The organism is Pseudomonas sp. FA117 (assembly GCF_057370475.1).
The window spans coordinates 5,088,325-5,108,041 of the sequence record NZ_CM170675.1 but is presented as its reverse complement, the minus strand read 5'-3'; the positions used below and the strand labels follow the sequence as shown (position 1 = coordinate 5,108,041).

At 59.0% G+C, this 19,717-nt stretch carries 13 protein-coding genes, 2 tRNA genes and 3 rRNA genes; 10 read left to right on the top strand and 8 right to left on the bottom strand.

Annotated elements, in window-relative coordinates; translation table 11 throughout:
* Window positions 1-145: 145 nt before the first annotated feature.
* Window positions 146-352 carry a cation transporter gene (locus tag AC1TXO_RS23500; protein ID WP_486403943.1) on the top strand — a complete coding sequence of 69 codons (207 nt, stop codon included), beginning with the start codon at window positions 146-148 and terminating at the stop codon, window positions 350-352.
* On the opposite strand, the gene AC1TXO_RS23495 is transcribed toward AC1TXO_RS23500, so the two are convergent.
* Window positions 331-2,058 carry a hypothetical protein gene (locus tag AC1TXO_RS23495; protein WP_486403942.1) on the bottom strand — a complete coding sequence of 576 codons (1,728 nt, stop codon included), beginning with the start codon at window positions 2,056-2,058 and terminating at the stop codon, window positions 331-333. The two genes, AC1TXO_RS23500 and AC1TXO_RS23495, sit on opposite strands and share 22 nt — an antisense overlap.
* 220 nt (window positions 2,059-2,278) lie before the next feature.
* On the opposite strand from AC1TXO_RS23495, the gene AC1TXO_RS23490 reads away from it, so the two are divergent.
* Window positions 2,279-3,463 carry a multidrug effflux MFS transporter gene (locus tag AC1TXO_RS23490; RefSeq protein ID WP_486403941.1) on the top strand — a complete coding sequence of 395 codons (1,185 nt, stop codon included), beginning with the start codon at window positions 2,279-2,281 and terminating at the stop codon, window positions 3,461-3,463.
* On the opposite strand, the gene AC1TXO_RS23485 is transcribed toward AC1TXO_RS23490, so the two are convergent.
* Window positions 3,411-3,611 (bottom strand): hypothetical protein, encoded by a 201-nt coding sequence (locus AC1TXO_RS23485; protein WP_486403940.1) that lies wholly within the window; start codon window positions 3,609-3,611, stop codon window positions 3,411-3,413. The two genes, AC1TXO_RS23490 and AC1TXO_RS23485, sit on opposite strands and share 53 nt — an antisense overlap.
* A gap of 518 nt (window positions 3,612-4,129) precedes the next feature.
* On the opposite strand from AC1TXO_RS23485, the gene AC1TXO_RS23480 reads away from it, so the two are divergent.
* Window positions 4,130-4,843 carry a transcriptional regulator gene (locus AC1TXO_RS23480; RefSeq protein WP_486403939.1) on the top strand — a complete coding sequence of 238 codons (714 nt, stop codon included), beginning with the start codon at window positions 4,130-4,132 and terminating at the stop codon, window positions 4,841-4,843.
* A gap of 25 nt (window positions 4,844-4,868) precedes the next feature.
* Here AC1TXO_RS23480 and AC1TXO_RS23475 read toward each other — a convergent pair whose 3' ends face one another.
* The 6 genes from AC1TXO_RS23475 to AC1TXO_RS23450 all read right to left on the bottom strand — a co-directional run bounded on the left by AC1TXO_RS23475 (window position 4,869) and on the right by AC1TXO_RS23450 (window position 10,685).
* Window positions 4,869-5,816, bottom strand: a complete 948-nt coding sequence (locus AC1TXO_RS23475; RefSeq protein WP_486403938.1) for an adenosine deaminase — start codon at window positions 5,814-5,816, stop codon at window positions 4,869-4,871.
* A gap of 97 nt (window positions 5,817-5,913) precedes the next feature.
* Window positions 5,914-7,269, bottom strand: a complete 1,356-nt coding sequence (locus tag AC1TXO_RS23470; RefSeq protein WP_486403937.1) for an 8-oxoguanine deaminase — start codon at window positions 7,267-7,269, stop codon at window positions 5,914-5,916.
* Between the two features lie 120 nt (window positions 7,270-7,389).
* Window positions 7,390-8,076 (bottom strand): SDR family oxidoreductase, encoded by a 687-nt coding sequence (locus tag AC1TXO_RS23465; protein ID WP_486403936.1) that lies wholly within the window; start codon window positions 8,074-8,076, stop codon window positions 7,390-7,392.
* A 362-nt stretch (window positions 8,077-8,438) separates the two neighbouring features.
* Entirely contained in the window at window positions 8,439-9,023 is a 585-nt protein-coding gene (locus AC1TXO_RS23460) for an IMPACT family protein (protein WP_486403935.1), read from the bottom strand.
* Between the two features lie 9 nt (window positions 9,024-9,032).
* Window positions 9,033-9,695: a TetR/AcrR family transcriptional regulator gene (locus tag AC1TXO_RS23455; RefSeq protein WP_486403934.1), complete on the bottom strand. Its 663-nt coding sequence runs from the start codon at window positions 9,693-9,695 to the stop codon at window positions 9,033-9,035.
* Window positions 9,696-9,767: 72 nt separating this feature from the next.
* Window positions 9,768-10,685, bottom strand: a complete 918-nt coding sequence (locus AC1TXO_RS23450) for a LysR family transcriptional regulator (RefSeq protein ID WP_486403933.1) — start codon at window positions 10,683-10,685, stop codon at window positions 9,768-9,770.
* Between the two features lie 118 nt (window positions 10,686-10,803).
* Here AC1TXO_RS23450 and aptA point away from each other — a divergent pair, with 118 nt between their 5' ends.
* From aptA to rrf, 7 genes are all read left to right on the top strand, one after another.
* On the top strand, window positions 10,804-12,150 hold the full coding sequence (aptA, locus tag AC1TXO_RS23445; protein WP_486403932.1) for an omega-aminotransferase AptA: 1,347 nt from the start codon (window positions 10,804-10,806) through the stop codon (window positions 12,148-12,150).
* Between the two features lie 64 nt (window positions 12,151-12,214).
* A complete protein-coding gene (locus AC1TXO_RS23440) occupies window positions 12,215-13,708 on the top strand; it encodes a CoA-acylating methylmalonate-semialdehyde dehydrogenase (protein ID WP_486403931.1) in 1,494 nt (497 codons plus the stop codon).
* Window positions 13,709-14,436: 728 nt separating this feature from the next.
* Window positions 14,437-15,973, top strand: a 16S ribosomal RNA gene (locus AC1TXO_RS23435).
* 77 nt (window positions 15,974-16,050) lie between these two features.
* A tRNA-Ile gene (locus AC1TXO_RS23430) sits at window positions 16,051-16,127 on the top strand.
* 6 nt (window positions 16,128-16,133) lie between these two features.
* Window positions 16,134-16,209: transfer RNA gene (locus AC1TXO_RS23425), tRNA-Ala, on the top strand.
* Window positions 16,210-16,431: 222 nt separating this feature from the next.
* Window positions 16,432-19,324, top strand: a 23S ribosomal RNA gene (locus AC1TXO_RS23420).
* 133 nt (window positions 19,325-19,457) lie between these two features.
* Window positions 19,458-19,573: ribosomal RNA gene (gene rrf, locus AC1TXO_RS23415) — 5S ribosomal RNA — on the top strand.
* The 16S, 23S and 5S rRNA genes sit together here with 2 tRNA genes alongside, the layout of an rRNA operon.
* Window positions 19,574-19,717: the final 144 nt, after the last annotated feature.

Below are 19,717 nucleotides of genomic sequence, written 5' to 3'. Positions count from 1 at the left end.
AAGAATCTCCTGCTTGCCTAAAGTCTTCCAGGACGCAGCTTGGCCGAGGTTCGGATGGAATGCTACCCCGGCCAATGGAGACGGAACTTGACCTTGACACGATGGCAAGCTTGAAACTCGGCTCAAACCCATAGGAGGCATCACCATGCAAGTGTTCAATGTAGAAGGCATGACCTGCGGTCACTGCGTGAAAGCGGTAACCTTGGCGGTACAGGCGCTGGACTCCAACGCTCGGGTCGAGGTCGACCTGGCTGCGCGTCAGGTCAAGGTCGAAAGCGCACTGACGGCCGAGCAGATTGCCAGTGCGATTGGTGAAGAGGGTTATGACGCTCAGCCTTTCTTGCGTCGTTGAAAACGCCGGGTGCGGCTGCGGCTTTTCTTTTTGCGCTTGCTTTGCTTTTGAGTCGGCACGGTGTAACGCAAGTATCTCGAAATGCAGATGCGGCCGTCACCCTCGCTCATCGAGTAGGTGATGTACACCAGCTTGCCTCTGTTGTCTGCGACCCAGTCCGCAGGCACTTGCCATTCCAGGCTAGGCTGGCCATTGCTTCGGTAATAAAGGATGGGTGACTCTTTCCGGAAGCGTGACAAAGGTTCATGCCATTGCACCCGGGTCCGCCAAGTTGTTTGTCCTGCCTTGGGTATGAGCATTGTGTTGCCGGTCTGCAGGCGCGGCGGTGGCATGGACTGGAACGGCGGCGGATTATCCTTGACCCTGCACCGCATCGTATCCGAAGGGACCGGCGGGCTGTTCGGCTGGGTGACGACTTTGTACCCGACGGTCGCTGAAGTGCCGATCGTGTCGACGATTTCGATGGTGCGGATCTTGAACTGCATTGGTCCGAGCGTTCGGACCGTCTGGGCCGGCGCGTCCCAATCGACATTATTGGACCAGGTCACGGTCACGGTGTGGCCAACTTGCATGCCTGTATATTGAAGCACCACTACGGTGGCTTCAGCGTTGCGATTGTCCCTCAGCCAGTGATAATCGAGCTCACCATTGTGCAGGTCGTTGACGCCGGGCGCTGGCAGGATCAACTGATCCTGGCTTTCTTTCACCTGGACGACATGTGGAGACGACTCCATGCTCTTGCCGCCACGGGTGATCACGTAGCTGATCGTGACCTGCTGGTCCTTGTTTTCCCTTGCCCAGGCCAGATCCAGTGGCACCGTCAGCGGGACGACGGTAACCGTTTCTTTTTTCCGGCGAGGGGCTGATCCAGTCCAGAAAATGGTGACGCTGTCACCTGTCTGCATGCCGTAGTCAGGCACGATTACATCGAGTTTGGTCAAGCCCTTGAGGTCGATCACCGTTGCAGGAGCGCCATTGGCATGGACAGCCGGTGCAGGCAGCTGTACCGGGACCAGGGTCGGGCGCGAAAGACGCGAGTGATTGTCGACTATGTCGCGTATTTCGTAAGTGACCGGCAAACCTGGACTGGTTCCTGCCGCCTTTAGCGCACTGATGGGAATAGTCACTTGTTGCTCAAACCCAGGGTTGGTGACCTTGGGATGAGCAACCGGTACGTTGCCCCAGTTCACAAACAACTCGTCCCCCACTTCCATGTTCAACCAGGCAGGTACCCTCACCGTCACGGGTGTGGTGAGGCTGCTGACTGGGTTCGGGATGACCGTACAGGGAAGCAGGCTGTCGTTGAAAGGGGGCTGGAGGTCGGGTCCCGGACCGCCTGGCACCAGGCTATTGATGGGTATGGTGCGTCTGGGACTTTCTTCTGGCCCGGCTCCATTTGCCAGATCCTGATAGGTGTAGTAGGTCGTTCCCAATGGAGGAAATACCGAATTCACGGGCACGCTGAACTCCAGCCTGGTAGGGCTCGAGGCGGGAATGGTGAAGCGTTGGACTTCCCTGTCATTCCAGTACAGCACGACTTCATCACCAGGCCGCGGAGTCGTAGGTTTCGAGGCGTGCAATCGTATCGGCTGTTTGAGCAACTCGTAACCAATGCCTAGTCTTGGATTCGAAGGGCTGTCATTCAGGTCGGTGAAGTAGAGTTCAGCCAATGCGTCTACTTTTGGATCGTCGCTCGAGGAGTTCATGGCGTGCTCCAGGTGTCATTGTTCGTAGTCAGGCAGGGGCTGGCATGATGTTGGGAGGCGCTTGCGGGCTGGTGGGCTCAAGAGTAGGGCGCGGTTTCTTCGCTGTAACCTGGCAGGTTTGCCAGTTGACGAGGGGTGACCCCGGTGTATGCAGGTTTTCATGGCGCTTGCCCCGGGTGCAGGTAAACTAGGTTTTTGCTTAGCCTGCTATGGATTCCTGATGAACCTGCGCACCTTGTTGATTCTCGGCGCTCTCTCGGCCTTCGCGCCGTTGGCGATCGACTTCTATCTTCCCGCCTTTCCGGCCATGGCCCAGGCCTTCGGCACGGACGAGCAGCACGTCCAGGCGACCCTGGCGGCCTACTTCCTCGGCCTGTCGATCGGTCAGTTGGCCTACGGCCCGATCGCCGACCGCTTCGGCCGACGCAAGCCACTGCTGTTTGGTATTGCGCTGTTCACCCTGGCGTCACTGGCCTGCGCCTATGCCCCCGATCTCGACACCCTGGTACTGGCACGGTTCGTCCAGGCGCTGGGCGGCTGTGCCGGGATGGTGCTGGCGCGGGCGATCGTCGTCGACAAGTGCGATGCGGTGGGGGCCGCCAAGGCCTTCTCGCAACTGATGCTGGTGATGGGGCTGGCACCGATCCTGGCGCCGATGCTCGGTGGGGTGCTGATCAACGTGTCGGGTTGGCAGTCGATCTTCCTGGCGCTCAGCCTGTTCAGCGCAGCCTGCCTGTTGGCCGTGAGCCTGTGGTTGCCGGAAAGCCTGCCGTCCCACGTGCCTCGCCAGCCATTGTCAGGTGCCTTGCGCCAGTACCTGCGGCTGCTGGATGACCGGATTTTTCTGGGACATGCGCTGACCGGTGGTATCGCCATCGCCGGCATGTTCGCCTACATCGCCGGTTCGCCATTCGTGTTCATCAAGCTCTACGGCGTGCCTGCCGAGCACTATGGCTGGCTGTTCGGTACCAATGCTGCCGGTTTCATCCTCATGGCGCAGGTCAACGCGCGCTTGCTGGCCAAGCGCGGCCCGGCCTGGCTGCTGGCGCGAGCCGTGTACCTGTACCTGGGCGCGGGCCTGGTGCTGCTTGGGGTGGCGTTGCTGCGGCCAACACAGCTATGGCCGCTGCTGGTACCGCTGTTCGTCTGCATTGCCAGCCTTGGCTGCATCATTCCCAATGCATCGGCATGCGCGATGAATGGACAGGGCGCCAGGGCTGGCAGTGCGTCGGCGCTGATGGGGAGCCTGCAGTTCAGCGTCGCGGCGGGGGCGGCGGCACTGGTGGGCGCCCTGCATGATGGCAGTGCGGTGCCTATGACCCTGGTGATCAGCCTGTGCGGCGTACTGGTGGTCAGTGTCGCGATGCTGACTCGACGCCTTCAGTCCAGGCAGGTTGCTGCATGAGCGCATGAGGCGCGTTGAGCCGTGCCTCCAGGAGCGCGACGAATCCACGCGCTTGCGCCTCGCTGCGAAAACTCACCACGTGCTGGTCGAGTTGTACCTGCCAGGGGCAGTCGGGGTGGCGGCTCGACGGACTGACGACAATCTTCATCACAGCATCCTCCGGTGGGGGTGAGGGCCGATTCAGTGTAGCGCCACGTCCTTTGTTCGCCACGATCCGGCAGGACTGCCTGACTGACGGTCATGCGACGACATAGAACCGAGCCTTATACGAACCTTCGCATTTATTTGCGCTCTTTGTGGAACTCACCTGTCGGCATTGTCGCGGTCTGGCTGCTGCTATGAGTGCTTGGACATGGCTGTGTCGATGATGCTAGAGGGGGCGCGGGTATTTCAGCTGTTGAGCTGTGACTTCCATCCTTGCCGATGGGAGGCGCTACCCTCTGTATCTGAACTCCCTTTTGGCTGTGCAGCCCTTCTAGTACAGGGCTTTCGGCAGCTTATACTTGCTCTGCGGTCGGTGCAGCGAGAGCGGTTTCCCTGGCAATCGGGGCGTATTCCAAATCGCCTGCTGACCGGATGGCAATCACTGCCGTAGCCTCTGGCAATACGTGCTGCCAAGGATGGCCATTGGACAAGAAACGCGACTTTGCAGGGAGTTGAAGGATCATGAAAGCAGTCAGCAGCATCAGCCAGATCGCCGGCCTGATGGCCGAACCCAAGCGCAGCGCCATGCTCTGGGCGCTTATCGACGGGTCGGCGCGCCATGCGGACGAACTGGCCGGGATGATCGGCGTCACCTCGTCATCGGCCTGTGCCCACCTGTCGCTGTTGTCCGCAGCGGGCCTGTTACGCCTGGAGTCCAGAGGGCGCAAGCGCTATTTCCGATTGGCCACTCCGCAAGTGGTGGCAGCGGTGGAGGCGTTGGCCAGTGTCCAGCTTGGCAACCGCAGCGAGTCGCAGATATCGGTAAAACCCTTGCAGGTTCCGCTGTCGATGCGCCGGGCGCGACGGTGTGGCGAGCATCTCGGCGGCGAGCTTGCGGTGGATCTGTACCAGCGAATGGTCGCTGCCGGTTGGCTGGAGGGCAATGACCAGCACCCGGTCGTCAGCCTGGAGGGGCGTGAGCGATTGGCGGGAATCGGTGTGTATATCGATGCGCTGGTACCGCCGCAGCGCGGAGCATGCGTAGCCTGCCACTGCAGTGAGTGGAGCGGCAACGGCCCGCACCTGGGCGGTGCGCTTGGGCAGGCAATGCTCAAGTTGTTCCTGCAGTCGGGCTGGATACGTGAACAGGAGGGGTCGCGGGCCATGCAGATTTCCACGTTGGGCATCCAGGAAATCAACGGCATTGCGAGAGTGCAGACACTGCAGGTGGGCTAAGCCCCCTGCAGCGGTTATCGCAAGGTCAGACCAGGCGGGCATCCAGGCTGTTCTGCGCCAGGCGACGAGCCTGGTCCTGGGTCATGCCAAGATGCTGGTGCAGGGCATGGAAGTTTTCCGTCACATAGCCGCCAAAGTAGGCGGGGTCATCCGAGTTGACCGTAACCTTCACTCCGCGCTCGAGCATGTCGAGGATGTTGTGCTGGCTCATGTGATCGAACACGCAGAGCTTGGTGTTCGACAGCGGACAGACGGTCAGCGGGATCTGTTCATCGATGATGCGCTGCATGAGCCGCTCGTCCTCGATGGCTCTCACGCCGTGATCGATGCGCTTGATCTTCAGCAGGTCGAGGGCTTCCCAGATGTATTCGGGTGGCCCTTCCTCGCCGGCGTGGGCCACTGCGACGAAACCTTCGCTGCGCGCACGGTCGAAGACGCGCTGGAACTTGCTGGGTGGATGGCCTTTCTCTGAGCTGTCCAATCCCACCGCGATGAAGGCCTCGCGGAAGGGCAGGGCCTGGTCCAGGGTCTTCTGCGCTTCATCCTCGCTCAGGTGGCGCAGGAAGCTCAGGATCAGGCCGCTGCTGATGCCCAGTTGCTCACGGCCATCCTTGAGCGCCTGGTTGATGCCGCCGAGCACGACCTCGAAGGGCACCCCGCGGTCGGTATGGGTCTGCGGGTCGAAGAAAGGTTCGGTGTGGACGACGTTCTGCGCCTTGCACCGCTGCAGGTAGGCCCAGGTCAGGTCGTAGAAGTCCTGCTCGGTGCGCAGCACATCGGCGCCCTGGTAATACAGGTCGAGGAATTCCTGCAGGTTGTTGAAGGCATAGGCACTGCGCAGTGCTTCTACGTCGGTCCAGGGCAGGGCGACCTTGTTGCGTTCAGCCAGGGCGAACAGCAGTTCCGGCTCCAGCGAACCCTCCAGGTGCATATGCAGTTCGGCCTTGGGCAAGGCATTGAGCCAGTCATACATGGGCTGTGATCTCTGAATCAGGTACGGTTGGTCGCCATTCTACAGGGCTGTGCGCCGTTCGGTAGGCCGGGGGCCGTATCGCAGCCCCCGGTTCGACTCAACCGGCGATCAATGCCGCGGCGGCCTGGCGGTGGTCAGCAATCAGCCCTTGGACATCCAGGCCTTCGATCTGTCCATCGATGACTCGCCATTGCCCACCCACCATCACCCGGTCGGCGCGGTCGGCTGCGCACAGCAGCAGTGCCGACAACGGATCGTGACTGCCGGAGAAGCGCAGTTCGTCGAGCTTGAACAGGGCCAGGTCAGCTTGCTTGCCAACAGCCAACTGGCCAATGTCGTCGCGCCCCAGCAAGCGTGCCGAACCGCGCGTGGCCCAGTCCAGCGCACGCTGCGGGGTGATCTGCTCGGCACCGTAGCGCAGGCGTTGCAGATACAGCGCCTGACGCGCTTCGAGGATCATGTTCGAGGCATCGTTGGATGCCGAGCCGTCGACTCCCAGGCCAACGGGGGCACCGGCCGCCTCGAGTTCGACCGTCGGGCAGATCCCCGAGGCCAGGCGCATGTTGGAGCTCGGGCAGTGGCTGATACCGGTGCCAGCCGCGCCGAGGCGGGCGATTTCGTCGGGGTTGAAGTGAATGCCATGGGCCAGCCAGGTCCTGGGGCCGAGCCAGCCGACACTGTCGAGGTAGTCCACGGTGCGCAGGCCGAAGCGCTGGAGGCAGAAGTCTTCCTCGTCGAGGGTTTCGGCCAGGTGGGTGTGCAGGCGCACGTCCAGTGCTTCGGCCAGGGTGGCGCTGGCACGCATGATCTCGGGGGTCACCGAGAAAGGTGAGCAGGGTGCCAGGGCGATCTGGATGCGCGCACCATCGCCGCGCTCGTGGTAGCTGTGGATCAGTCGCTGGCTGTCAGCCAGGATCACCTCGCCCTGTTGCACCGTCTGCTGTGGGGGCAGGCCGCCATCGGCCTCGCCAAGGCTCATCGAGCCGCGGGTCAGCATGGCGCGCATGCCAAGCTTGCGCACTACTTCGACCTGCACGTCGATGGCGTTGTCCAGGCCTTCCGGGAACAGGTAATGATGGTCGGCGGCGGTGGTGCAACCCGACAGCAGCAACTCGGCCAGCGCAACCTCGCTGGCCAGCGCCAGCTTGGCGGGAGTCAGTCGAGCCCACACCGGGTAGAGGGTCTTGAGCCAGGGAAACAGTGGCTGGTTGACCACCGGTGCCCAGGCGCGGGTCAGGGTCTGGTAGAAATGGTGATGGGTATTGATCAGGCCGGGAAGCACCACATGCTCACGGGCGTCGAACACGTGATCACAGGGGGCGCTGGGTTGTTCGCCGGGGGCGAGCAGTTGGCGGATACGGCCGTTTTCAATGACCAGGCCGCCGCGGGCATCGGCGTCGTTGGCGGTGAAGATGGCAAGGGGAGATTTCAACCAGATACGGGTCGCAGGCATGGTGCCGGCTCCTCTGAAAGTGGGTTCAGGGTTAGCCAGCTCAGTGTTGCCCTGTCTGCTGATCCAGGTTCGCCGCAAGGCGAGGCATCGAGTCTACTGCCTCGCTGTGCGGCTTTCAATTCACCAGGTGAGCGTGTCGCCCTTGTAGTTGAGAAAACGCAACCCGCCCTGGCCGCTTTGCTGTCTGATCTGCTCGAGCATGCCGCGGGTGCTGGTCACCACGTCGACGTCTGCATCCTCGCCGCCCATGTCAGTCTTGACCCAGCCTGGGTGCATGGCCAGCACGCTCAGGTCGGCGCGCTGCAACTCGACCACAAAGCTGTTGATCATCGAGTTCAGTGCAGCCTTGCTCGCCTTGTACAGGCAGATGTCGGTGCTGTCGGGGCTGGTCACGCTTCCGAGCCCCGAGCTCATGAAGGCCAGTACGCCGGTCTGTTCGCGGATCTGCCCGACCAGACGACGTGCTACCCGGATCGGGGCAACTGTATTTGTCATGAACAGGTCGCCGATCTGCGAGACACTTACCGTTTCCAGGTCCTGCGGTACCGGCCCCATGATCCCGGCGTTGATGAACACCAGGTCGAAGGTCTTGCCTTGAAGGCGTTGCTTGAGGCCATCGAGCAAGGCGGTATCGTTCATCTCCAGGGATTCGATGTGCACCCCGTCGATATCCTTCAGGGCGCCGGGCCTGCTCGTATCACGCACGGTGGCGGTGACATCCCAGCCGTCTTCGTGCAGACGTTGTACCAGGCCGAGTCCCAATCCCCGGGAGGCGCCGATGATCAGCGCGCTTTTGCTGGTGGACATGTGAATGCTCCGAGCTTTCTTGAAAGATATCGAGGATACGCCAGGCTGGCGTAGCTCGCCTGATCAATGGCTGTACAAAAATTGATCAGCGTCATCCCGCCTCGTGCTGGTGGGCGCTTTGCCCATTGGCACACGGGTTATCCACAGGCTGCTCCACAGTTATTGTGTGCAAGCGCAGCGTTGCCGGTGGGGCTTGCAGAAACCAGGACATGGGGATAACTCGCCGCCTTTCAGTGGCTTGCGGCTGTCATGAAACAGTGATCAAAATATGCTCAATCGGCTGAAGGCCATGTGCAGCAAGGCTTGCGTAAGAGTGCCCCAAGCTTATCCACAGGCAGGCCCACAGCAGTTGTGGGCAGCTTTCAGCGCGGTTCCAGGCGGATTCGCCCACGGCTGAGGTCGGCCAACTGCTGCTGAAGTACTTCGCGGTGTATCTCGCCCAACGCCAGGAGCAGGTCGACGCCATTGGCCGTGAACTGTTCATCCAGCACCACCCCATCGACTTCGGCCAGGCGCAACTTGAGCAACGCCAGCTCGCTGAACGTGCAACTGCAGGCGAATTCGCTGCGTTGTACCAGCAGCCTCTTCGCCGCCTGTTGCAGGCACTTGTTGGCGCCGCCGCCATATGCCCGGGCCAGGCCGCCGGTGCCCAGCTGGATGCCGCCATACCAGCGAATCACCAGCACTACCACCTGGTCGCAGTCCTGGGCCTCGATGGCCGCCAGGATCGGGCGCCCGGCCGTGCCGCCAGGTTCCCCGTCATCGCTGCTGCGATACTGTGCGCCGAGTTTCCACGCCCAGCAGTTGTGGGTGGCTGCCGGGTCGCTGTGGCGTTCGATGAAACTCATCGCCTCGGCGGCGCTGCCGATCGGGCCAGCGAGGGTAATGAAACGGCTCTTGCGGATTTCTTCACGGAACTCGCAGAGCTCGAGCAGGGTAGAAGGCATAGTTCCGGGTCAGGCGGGCGGGGTGATGCCGCAGCCTTTGAGAATGATGTGGATAAGGTTGTCGCTGGCATCTTCCATGTCCTGCTTGGTCAGGCGGCTGCGACCGGTGACCTGGCAGATCTGCGTGGCGAAGTCGGCGTAGTGCTGGGTGCTGCCCCACAGCAGGAAGATCAGGTGCACAGGGTCCACCGGGTCCATCTTGCCCGCATCGATCCAGGCCTGGAATACGGCGGCACGACCACGGAACCATTCGCGGTAGTCGGCGCTGAAGTATTCGGTCAGGCACTGCCCGCCGCTGATCACTTCCATGGCGAAGATCCGCGAAGCCTGCGGGTTGCGCCGGGAGAACTCCATCTTGGTGCGGATGTACTGGCTCAGCGCCTGGGCCGGATCGTCCTCGACACTCAGGGCGTTGAAGGTGCTGTCCCACAGTTCGATGATGTTGCTGAGCACGGCTATATAGAGGCCGAGCTTGTTGGTGAAGTAGTAGTGCAGGTTGGCCTTGGGCAGGTTGGCCTTCAGCGCGATGGTGTTCATGCTGGTGCCCTTGAAGCCGTGGCGGGCGAATTCGTCTTCGGCGGCCTGGATGATGGCCTGCTCGTTTTTCTGGCGAATGCGGCCGGCGGGCTTGCCCGAGGCGGAGAGGCGATGCGCAGGGACTTCAAAGGTCATGGACGTTTCCGTACGGGGTCTGTGGGCAACGGATGTCGGACAGATTACCTGCCTGTGCCGAAGTGACAAGCATTAGCGCGTTGCCGCAAGGCTTTCGAGAAAACTTTCCAGAACCAGGTTCGGACGCCGCCCCTTGCGCGTCACCCAGCTCAGGCTCAGGTCATAGTAGCGTTGCGCCGGTTTCAGTGCCCGCAGGCGACCCTGCTGGACCCAGAACATGGCGTAGTGATCGGGCAGATAGCCGATGTAGCGCCCGGTGAGGATGAGAAAGGCCATGCCCTCGCGGTCCGAGGCGCTGGCGGTGCAGTTCAGGGCCTGGTAGTGCGCCTGGATGTCGGCCGGCAGACGAAAGGTCGGGGCGATGGCTTCCTGGCTGTTCAGGCGCTGGTCGTCGATTTTCTGGTCTTCGGCATAGAACAGCGGGTGGCCCACTGCGCAATAGAGCAGAGAGCGTTCGCTGTACAGGGGTTGGTATTCCAGGCCCGAGAGCGGGCTGGTCTGGGGCACCACGCCAACGTGCAGGCTGCCGTCCAGCACCCCTTGTTCCACCTGGCTCGGGGCGACCATGCGGATCTGGATGCGCACGTCCGGCCCGCGATCCTTGAGCTCTGCCAGCGCATGGGTGATGCGCATGTGCGGCAGGGTAACCAGGTTGTCGGTCAGGCCGATATTGAGCTCGCCGCGCAGGTGCTGGTGCAGTCCGTTGACCTCGGTGCGAAAGCTCTCCAGGGCGCTGAGCAGTTGCAGCGCCGAATGATAGACTTCGCGGCCTTCCTCGGTGAGCGAAAAGCCTGCCCGGCCACGTTGACACAGGCGCAAGCCCAGGCGCTGCTCCAGGTCGTTCATCTGCTGGCTGATTGCAGAGCGTCCGATACCCAGTACGTTTTCCGCTGCGGAGAAACCGCCACACTCGACGACACTGCGGTAGATCTTCAGCAGGCGGATATCGAAATCGCTGACCTGTGCGAGTGGATCGGGACGACGGCTCATAAGTTTAGTCCGCTGCTAACTGAAGATTAGAAATGTTGGCTTTTTCAGACTTTATCCTCGTGACAACGTAGCTGCAACAACACCCATCGTTGCCTAGTCGTCTTCCGAGGAACCGCCGATGAACATGCCCGAAAACGCCCCGTCCGGCCTGGCCAGCCAGCTCAAGCTGGACGCCCACTGGATGCCCTACACCGCGAACCGCAATTTCCAGCGGGATCCACGCCTGATCGTGGCGGCCGAAGGCAACTACCTGGTCGATGACAAGGGGCGCAGGATTTTCGACGCACTGTCGGGCCTGTGGACTTGCGGCGCCGGGCATACCCGCAAGGAAATCACCGACGCGGTGACCCGCCAGTTGAGCACCCTGGACTACTCGCCGGCCTTCCAGTTCGGCCACCCGCTGTCATTCCAGCTGGCCGAGAAGATCGCTGAACTCACCCCGGGCGATCTCAATCACACCTTCTATACCAACTCCGGTTCCGAGTGCGCCGACACCGCGCTGAAGATGGTGCGCGCCTACTGGCGTCTGAAAGGCCAGGCGACCAAGACCAAGATCATCGGCCGTGCCCGTGGCTACCACGGCGTGAACATCGCCGGTACCAGCCTGGGTGGCGTCAACGGCAACCGCAAGATGTTCGGCCAGTTGCTGGATGTCGACCATTTGCCTCACACCGTGCTGCCGGTGAACGCGTTTTCCCGCGGCATGCCCGAGGAGGGCGGTATCGCCCTGGCCGACGAGATGCTCAAGCTGATCGAACTGCATGACGCCTCGAACATCGCAGCGGTGATCGTCGAGCCACTGGCCGGCTCCGCTGGCGTGCTGCCTCCACCTAAGGGTTATCTGAAACGCCTGCGTGAAATCTGCACCCAGCACAACATCCTGCTGATCTTCGACGAAGTGATCACCGGCTTCGGCCGTATGGGCGCGATGACCGGTTCCGAAGCCTTCGGCGTGACCCCGGATCTGATGTGCATCGCCAAGCAGGTGACCAACGGTGCCATCCCGATGGGTGCGGTGATCGCCAGCAGCGAGATCTACCAGACCTTCATGAACCAACCGACGCCGGAATACGCCGTGGAATTCCCCCATGGCTATACCTATTCGGCCCACCCTGTGGCCTGTGCAGCCGGTATCGCCGCACTGGATTTGCTGAAGAAGGAAAACCTGGTGCAGTCCGCCGCCGAACTGGCGCCGCACTTCGAGAACCTGCTGCATGGCGTCAAGGGCACCAAGAACGTCATCGATATCCGTAACTACGGTCTGGCAGGCGCGATCCAGATTGCAGCCCGCGATGGCGATGCGATCGTGCGTCCTTATGAGGCGGCCATGAAACTGTGGAAGGCCGGCTTCTATGTCCGCTTCGGCGGCGACACCCTGCAGTTCGGCCCAACCTTCAATACCAAGCCGCAGGAGCTGGATCGCCTGTTCGACGCGGTAGGCGAAGCCCTGAACCAGATCGACTGATCTTTCCGACGCTGACGACAGGCGCACGTGCGCCTGTTTCACCCTTCTTTATCTGGAGTTCTGCATGAGCATCGTTCAGCACCTGATCAATGGTGAGCTGGTTTCCAAGGGCGGCCGTACCGCCGATGTCTTCAACCCGTCCACGGGCCAGGCCACGCGCAAGGTCGAGCTGGCCAGCCGCGCTACCATCCAGGAAGCCATCGATTCGGCCAAGGCCGCATTCCCGGCCTGGCGCAACACACCACCGGCCAAGCGTGCCCAGGTGATGTTCCGTTTCAAGCAGCTGTTGGAGCAGAACGAAGCACGCATCTCGCAGATGATCAGTGAAGAGCACGGCAAGACGATCGAAGATGCCGCCGGCGAGCTGAAGCGCGGTATCGAGAACGTCGAGTTCGCCTGCGCCGCACCCGAGTTGCTCAAGGGCGAATACAGCCGCAACGTCGGCCCGAACATCGACGCCTGGTCCGACTTCCAGCCGCTGGGCGTGGTAGCCGGTATCACCCCGTTCAACTTCCCGGCGATGGTCCCGCTGTGGATGTACCCGCTGGCCATCGTCTGCGGTAACGCGTTCATCCTCAAGCCGTCGGAGCGCGACCCGAGCTCGACCCTGTACATCGCCCAACTGTTGCTGGAGGCTGGCCTGCCCAAGGGCATCCTCAACGTGGTGCACGGCGACAAGGAAGCGGTGGACGCGCTGATCGAGGCGCCGGAGGTCAAGGCTCTGAGTTTCGTCGGCTCGACCCCGATCGCCGAATACATCTATGCCGAAGGCACCAAGCGCGGCAAGCGCGTGCAGGCCCTGGGTGGTGCGAAGAACCACGCGGTGCTGATGCCCGATGCCGAACTGGACAACGCCGTCAGCGCGCTGATGGGCGCGGCCTACGGTTCGTGCGGCGAGCGCTGCATGGCGATTTCCGTGGCCGTGTGCGTGGGCGACCAGGTTGCCGATGCGCTGATTGCCAAGCTGGAACCGCAGATCAAGGCGCTGAAGATCGGTGCCGGCACCTCCTGCGGCCTGGACATGGGGCCGTTGGTGACGGCGGCTGCGCGTGACAAGGTCGTGGGTTACATCGACGACGGCGTGGCCGCGGGTGCCAAGCTGGTGGTGGATGGCCGTGGTTTCCGTGTTGCGGGTAACGAGGATGGTTACTTCGTCGGCGGTACGCTGTTCGACAAGGTCACGCCAGAGATGCGCATCTATAAGGAAGAGATCTTCGGGCCGGTGCTGTGCGTGGTGCGGGTGAACAGCCTGGAAGAAGCCATGCAGTTGATCAACGAGCATGAGTACGGCAACGGCACCTGCATCTTCACTCGCGATGGTGAGGCAGCGCGGCTGTTCTGCGACGAGATCGAGGTGGGCATGGTGGGTGTGAACGTGCCGCTGCCGGTACCGGTGAGCTACCACAGCTTTGGTGGCTGGAAGCGCTCGCTGTTTGGCGATCTGCATGCCTATGGTCCGGACGGTGTGCGCTTCTACACCCGGCGCAAGGCAATCACCCAGCGCTGGCCGCAGCGCAAGAGCCACGAGGCGTCGCAGTTCGCATTCCCGAGTCTGTAAGGGTGGGGTGAGGTGAAAAGCGGGGAGGCCGACAGGCCTCCCCGCTTTGTTTTGTGGGGGCAGAGAAGGGACTGGTTGGGTTTGGTGGTAGGGTTGCCAGGTGTCTGCCTTGATGTTTTCTGCGCTCTTGAGATCAAGCGCCGCCCGCGCGGCGCTTGATCTCAAGAGCGCAGAAAGGTTTGAGGCAGCCACTTGGTGGCCTATATAAGGTCTGTGCCTGGAATGTTTCAACTAATTGAAATAAAAGGTTGACGCCCTCTCGAATCCCCTTATAATGCGCCCCACTTCCGCAGCAAACGGAACGCGAAACTCCTTGTTAATCAACGAGTTAAGCGAGTTCGGTGTAGCGCGAAGGGCTTCGATCTGGTGATCGGCAGCGGTGAAAAAGGCAGTTGACAGCATCGTTTGGTGCTGTATGATTCGCCTCCCGCTACGAGAGATCGCAGCGAGTCAAGTGTTTGAAGCTAAACGAGTTTCTCGCGAAAAACTTCAAAATAAACGCTTGACACCGAATGAGGAAAGCGTAGAATGCGCGCCTCGGTTGAGAAGAAAAGCTCTTGACCAAACGCTCTTTAACAAATCGAATCAAGCAATTCGTGTGGGTGCTTGTGAGTACGGACTGATAGTCGCCAAGATTATCAGCATCACAAGTGGCCATGCGAGAAATCACATAGTCATTTGAGATTGCTGAGCCAAGTTTAGGGTTTCTTAAAAACCCAAGCAGTATTGAACTGAAGAGTTTGATCATGGCTCAGATTGAACGCTGGCGGCAGGCCTAACACATGCAAGTCGAGCGGATGACGGGAGCTTGCTCCTTGATTCAGCGGCGGACGGGTGAGTAATGCCTAGGAATCTGCCTGGTAGTGGGGGGCAACGTTTCGAAAGGAACGCTAATACCGCATACGTCCTACGGGAGAAAGCAGGGGACCTTCGGGCCTTGCGCTATCAGATGAGCCTAGGTCGGATTAGCTAGTTGGTGAGGTAATGGCTCACCAAGGCGACGATCCGTAACTGGTCTGAGAGGATGATCAGTCACACTGGAACTGAGACACGGTCCAGACTCCTACGGGAGGCAGCAGTGGGGAATATTGGACAATGGGCGAAAGCCTGATCCAGCCATGCCGCGTGTGTGAAGAAGGTCTTCGGATTGTAAAGCACTTTAAGTTGGGAGGAAGGGTTGTACGTTAATACCGTGCAATTTTGACGTTACCGACAGAATAAGCACCGGCTAACTCTGTGCCAGCAGCCGCGGTAATACAGAGGGTGCAAGCGTTAATCGGAATTACTGGGCGTAAAGCGCGCGTAGGTGGTTCGTTAAGTTGGATGTGAAAGCCCCGGGCTCAACCTGGGAACTGCATCCAAAACTGGCGAGCTAGAGTATGGTAGAGGGTGGTGGAATTTCCTGTGTAGCGGTGAAATGCGTAGATATAGGAAGGAACACCAGTGGCGAAGGCGACCACCTGGACTGATACTGACACTGAGGTGCGAAAGCGTGGGGAGCAAACAGGATTAGATACCCTGGTAGTCCACGCCGTAAACGATGTCAACTAGCCGTTGGAATCCTTGAGATTTTAGTGGCGCAGCTAACGCATTAAGTTGACCGCCTGGGGAGTACGGCCGCAAGGTTAAAACTCAAATGAATTGACGGGGGCCCGCACAAGCGGTGGAGCATGTGGTTTAATTCGAAGCAACGCGAAGAACCTTACCAGGCCTTGACATGCAGAGAACTTTCCAGAGATGGATTGGTGCCTTCGGGAACTCTGACACAGGTGCTGCATGGCTGTCGTCAGCTCGTGTCGTGAGATGTTGGGTTAAGTCCCGTAACGAGCGCAACCCTTGTCCTTAGTTACCAGCACGTTATGGTGGGCACTCTAAGGAGACTGCCGGTGACAAACCGGAGGAAGGTGGGGATGACGTCAAGTCATCATGGCCCTTACGGCCTGGGCTACACACGTGCTACAATGGTCGGTACAGAGGGTTGCCAAGCCGCGAGGTGGAGCTAATCTCACAAAACCGATCGTAGTCCGGATCGCAGTCTGCAACTCGACTGCGTGAAGTCGGAATCGCTAGTAATCGCGAATCAGAATGTCGCGGTGAATACGTTCCCGGGCCTTGTACACACCGCCCGTCACACCATGGGAGTGGGTTGCACCAGAAGTAGCTAGTCTAACCTTCGGGAGGACGGTTACCACGGTGTGATTCATGACTGGGGTGAAGTCGTAACAAGGTAGCCGTAGGGGAACCTGCGGCTGGATCACCTCCTTAATCGAAGACATCAGCCTGCTGATGAGCTCCCACACGAATTGCTTGATTCATTGTCGAAGACGATCAAGACCCTATATAGGTCTGTAGCTCAGTTGGTTAGAGCGCACCCCTGATAAGGGTGAGGTCGGCAGTTCAAATCTGCCCAGACCTACCAATATGCGGGGCCATAGCTCAGCTGGGAGAGCGCCTGCCTTGCACGCAGGAGGTCAGCGGTTCGATCCCGCTTGGCTCCACCACTTATGCTGCACCTTGATCAGAACCTAGAAATGAGCATTCACTGATGAATGTTGATTTCTGGCTTTTGTCAGATCGTTCTTTAAAAATTCGGATATGTGATAGAAATAGACTGAATGCCAGTTTCACTGCTGGTAGTTCAGGCTAAGGTAAAATTTGTGAGTTCTCACGAATTTTCGGCGAATGTCGTCTTCACAGTATAACCAGATTGCTTGGGGTTATATGGTCAAGTGAAGAAGCGCATACGGTGGATGCCTTGGCAGTCAGAGGCGATGAAAGACGTGGTAGCCTGCGATAAGCTTTGGGGAGTCGGCAAACAGACTGTGATCCAGAGATCTCTGAATGGGGGAACCCACTCAGCACAAGCTGAGTATCTTGTACTGAATACATAGGTGCAAGAGGCGAACCAGGGGAACTGAAACATCTAAGTACCCTGAGGAAAAGAAATCAACCGAGATTCCCTTAGTAGTGGCGAGCGAACGGGGACCAGCCCTTAAGCTGGTTTGAGATTAGTGGAACGCTCTGGAAAGTGCGGCCATAGTGGGTGATAGCCCCGTACACGAAAATCTCTTGCCAGTGAAATCGAGTAGGACGGAGCACGAGAAACTTTGTCTGAACATGGGGGGACCATCCTCCAAGGCTAAATACTACTGACTGACCGATAGTGAACCAGTACCGTGAGGGAAAGGCGAAAAGAACCCCGGAGAGGGGAGTGAAATAGAACCTGAAACCGTATGCGTACAAGCAGTGGGAGCCTACTTTGTTAGGTGACTGCGTACCTTTTGTATAATGGGTCAGCGACTTATATTCAGTGGCGAGCTTAACCGAATAGGGGAGGCGTAGCGAAAGCGAGTCTTAATAGGGCGCTTTAGTCGCTGGGTATAGACCCGAAACCGGGCGATCTATCCATGGGCAGGTTGAAGGTTAGGTAACACTGACTGGAGGACCGAACCGACTACCGTTGAAAAGTTAGCGGATGACCTGTGGATCGGAGTGAAAGGCTAATCAAGCTCGGAGATAGCTGGTTCTCCTCGAAAGCTATTTAGGTAGCGCCTCATGTATCACTGCTGGGGGTAGAGCACTGTTTCGGCTAGGGGGTCATCCCGACTTACCAAACCGATGCAAACTCCGAATACCAGCAAGTGCCGAGCATGGGAGACACACGGCGGGTGCTAACGTCCGTCGTGAAAAGGGAAACAACCCAGACCGTCAGCTAAGGTCCCAAAGTCATGGTTAAGTGGGAAACGATGTGGGAAGGCTTAGACAGCTAGGAGGTTGGCTTAGAAGCAGCCACCCTTTAAAGAAAGCGTAATAGCTCACTAGTCGAGTCGGCCTGCGCGGAAGATGTAACGGGGCTCAAACCATGCACCGAAGCTACGGGTATCACCTCTGGTGATGCGGTAGAGGAGCGTTCTGTAAGCCTGTGAAGGTGAGTTGAGAAGCTTGCTGGAGGTATCAGAAGTGCGAATGCTGACATGAGTAACGACAATGCGAGTGAAAAACTCGCACGCCGAAAGACCAAGGTTTCCTGCGCAACGTTAATCGACGCAGGGTTAGTCGGTTCCTAAGGCGAGGCTGAAAAGCGTAGTCGATGGAAAACAGGTTAATATTCCTGTACTTCCAGTTATTGCGATGGAGGGACGGAGAAGGTTAGGCCAGCCTGGCGTTGGTTGTCCAGGTTTAAGGTGGTAGGCTGAAATCTTAGGCAAATCCGGGATTTCAAGGCCGAGAGCTGATGACGAGTGCTCTTTAGAGCGCGAAGTGGTTGATACCATGCTTCCAAGAAAAGCTCCTAAGCTTCAGATAACTGGGAACCGTACCCCAAACCGACACAGGTGGTTAGGTAGAGAATACCAAGGCGCTTGAGAGAACTCGGGTGAAGGAACTAGGCAAAATGGCACCGTAACTTCGGGAGAAGGTGCGCCGGCGAGGGTGAAGGACTTGCTCCGTAAGCTCATGCCGGTCGAAGATACCAGGCCGCTGCGACTGTTTATTAAAAACACAGCACTCTGCAAACACGAAAGTGGACGTATAGGGTGTGACGCCTGCCCGGTGCCGGAAGGTTAATTGATGGGGTTAGCGCAAGCGAAGCTCTTGATCGAAGCCCCGGTAAACGGCGGCCGTAACTATAACGGTCCTAAGGTAGCGAAATTCCTTGTCGGGTAAGTTCCGACCTGCACGAATGGCGTAACGATGGCGGCGCTGTCTCCACCCGAGACTCAGTGAAATTGAAATCGCTGTGAAGATGCAGTGTATCCGCGGCTAGACGGAAAGACCCCGTGAACCTTTACTATAGCTTTGCACTGGACTTTGAGCTTGCTTGTGTAGGATAGGTGGGAGGCTTTGAAGTGGGGACGCCAGTTCTCATGGAGCCATCCTTGAAATACCACCCTGGCAACCTTGAGGTTCTAACTCAGGTCCGTGATCCGGATCGAGGACAGTGTATGGTGGGTAGTTTGACTGGGGCGGTCTCCTCCCAAAGAGTAACGGAGGAGTACGAAGGTGCGCTCAGACCGGTCGGAAATCGGTCGTAGAGTATAAAGGCAAAAGCGCGCTTGACTGCGAGACAGACACGTCGAGCAGGTACGAAAGTAGGTCTTAGTGATCCGGTGGTTCTGTATGGAAGGGCCATCGCTCAACGGATAAAAGGTACTCCGGGGATAACAGGCTGATACCGCCCAAGAGTTCATATCGACGGCGGTGTTTGGCACCTCGATGTCGGCTCATCACATCCTGGGGCTGAAGCCGGTCCCAAGGGTATGGCTGTTCGCCATTTAAAGTGGTACGCGAGCTGGGTTTAGAACGTCGTGAGACAGTTCGGTCCCTATCTGCCGTGGACGTTTGAGATTTGAGAGGGGCTGCTCCTAGTACGAGAGGACCGGAGTGGACGAACCTCTGGTGTTCCGGTTGTCACGCCAGTGGCATTGCCGGGTAGCTATGTTCGGAAGAGATAACCGCTGAAAGCATCTAAGCGGGAAACTTGCCTCAAGATGAGATCTCACTGGGATCTAGAATCCCCTGAAGGGCCGTCGAAGACTACGACGTTGATAGGTTGGGTGTGTAAGCGCTGTGAGGCGTTGAGCTAACCAATACTAATTGCCCGTGAGGCTTGACCATATAACACCCAAGCAATCTGCCTTGCAGATTGTGGTGGTGAAGACGAAACGAACCGAAAGTTCGAAGCGACCCACAAAGATCACATATCCGAATTGGCTGGCGTGTCTGAAAGGACGCACTGGCAACCGAATTTCTTGACGACCATAGAGCATTGGAACCACCTGATCCCATCCCGAACTCAGCAGTGAAACGATGCATCGCCGATGGTAGTGTGGGGTTTCCCCATGTGAGAGTAGGTCATCGTCAAGATTCATTTCGCAAAACCCCTATCTGCGCGAGCAGGTAGGGGTTTTGTCTTTTCTGCTTTCCGATCGCGCAGGCAGCACGCTCCTACACCAAGCAGGCGCTTGCGCCACGGGACAAGCGTTCCTGCACAGGGTATGGTTCCCTCAG

What these genes read in the sequence shown, in the direction of transcription:
- AC1TXO_RS23500 (WP_486403943.1), top strand. Translation starts at nt 146, where the DNA reads ATGCAAGTGTTCAATGTAGAAGGCATGACCTGCGGTCACTGCGTGAAA.
- AC1TXO_RS23495 (WP_486403942.1), bottom strand. Translation starts at nt 2,058, where the DNA reads ATGAACTCCTCGAGCGACGATCCAAAAGTAGACGCATTGGCTGAACTC.
- AC1TXO_RS23490 (WP_486403941.1), top strand. Translation starts at nt 2,279, where the DNA reads ATGAACCTGCGCACCTTGTTGATTCTCGGCGCTCTCTCGGCCTTCGCG.
- AC1TXO_RS23485 (WP_486403940.1), bottom strand. Translation starts at nt 3,611, where the DNA reads ATGAAGATTGTCGTCAGTCCGTCGAGCCGCCACCCCGACTGCCCCTGG.
- AC1TXO_RS23480 (WP_486403939.1), top strand. Translation starts at nt 4,130, where the DNA reads ATGAAAGCAGTCAGCAGCATCAGCCAGATCGCCGGCCTGATGGCCGAA.
- AC1TXO_RS23475 (WP_486403938.1), bottom strand. Translation starts at nt 5,816, where the DNA reads ATGTATGACTGGCTCAATGCCTTGCCCAAGGCCGAACTGCATATGCAC.
- AC1TXO_RS23470 (WP_486403937.1), bottom strand. Translation starts at nt 7,269, where the DNA reads ATGCCTGCGACCCGTATCTGGTTGAAATCTCCCCTTGCCATCTTCACC.
- AC1TXO_RS23465 (WP_486403936.1), bottom strand. Translation starts at nt 8,076, where the DNA reads ATGTCCACCAGCAAAAGCGCGCTGATCATCGGCGCCTCCCGGGGATTG.
- AC1TXO_RS23460 (WP_486403935.1), bottom strand. Translation starts at nt 9,023, where the DNA reads ATGCCTTCTACCCTGCTCGAGCTCTGCGAGTTCCGTGAAGAAATCCGC.
- AC1TXO_RS23455 (WP_486403934.1), bottom strand. Translation starts at nt 9,695, where the DNA reads ATGACCTTTGAAGTCCCTGCGCATCGCCTCTCCGCCTCGGGCAAGCCC.
- AC1TXO_RS23450 (WP_486403933.1), bottom strand. Translation starts at nt 10,685, where the DNA reads ATGAGCCGTCGTCCCGATCCACTCGCACAGGTCAGCGATTTCGATATC.
- aptA (WP_486403932.1), top strand. Translation starts at nt 10,804, where the DNA reads ATGAACATGCCCGAAAACGCCCCGTCCGGCCTGGCCAGCCAGCTCAAG.
- AC1TXO_RS23440 (WP_486403931.1), top strand. Translation starts at nt 12,215, where the DNA reads ATGAGCATCGTTCAGCACCTGATCAATGGTGAGCTGGTTTCCAAGGGC.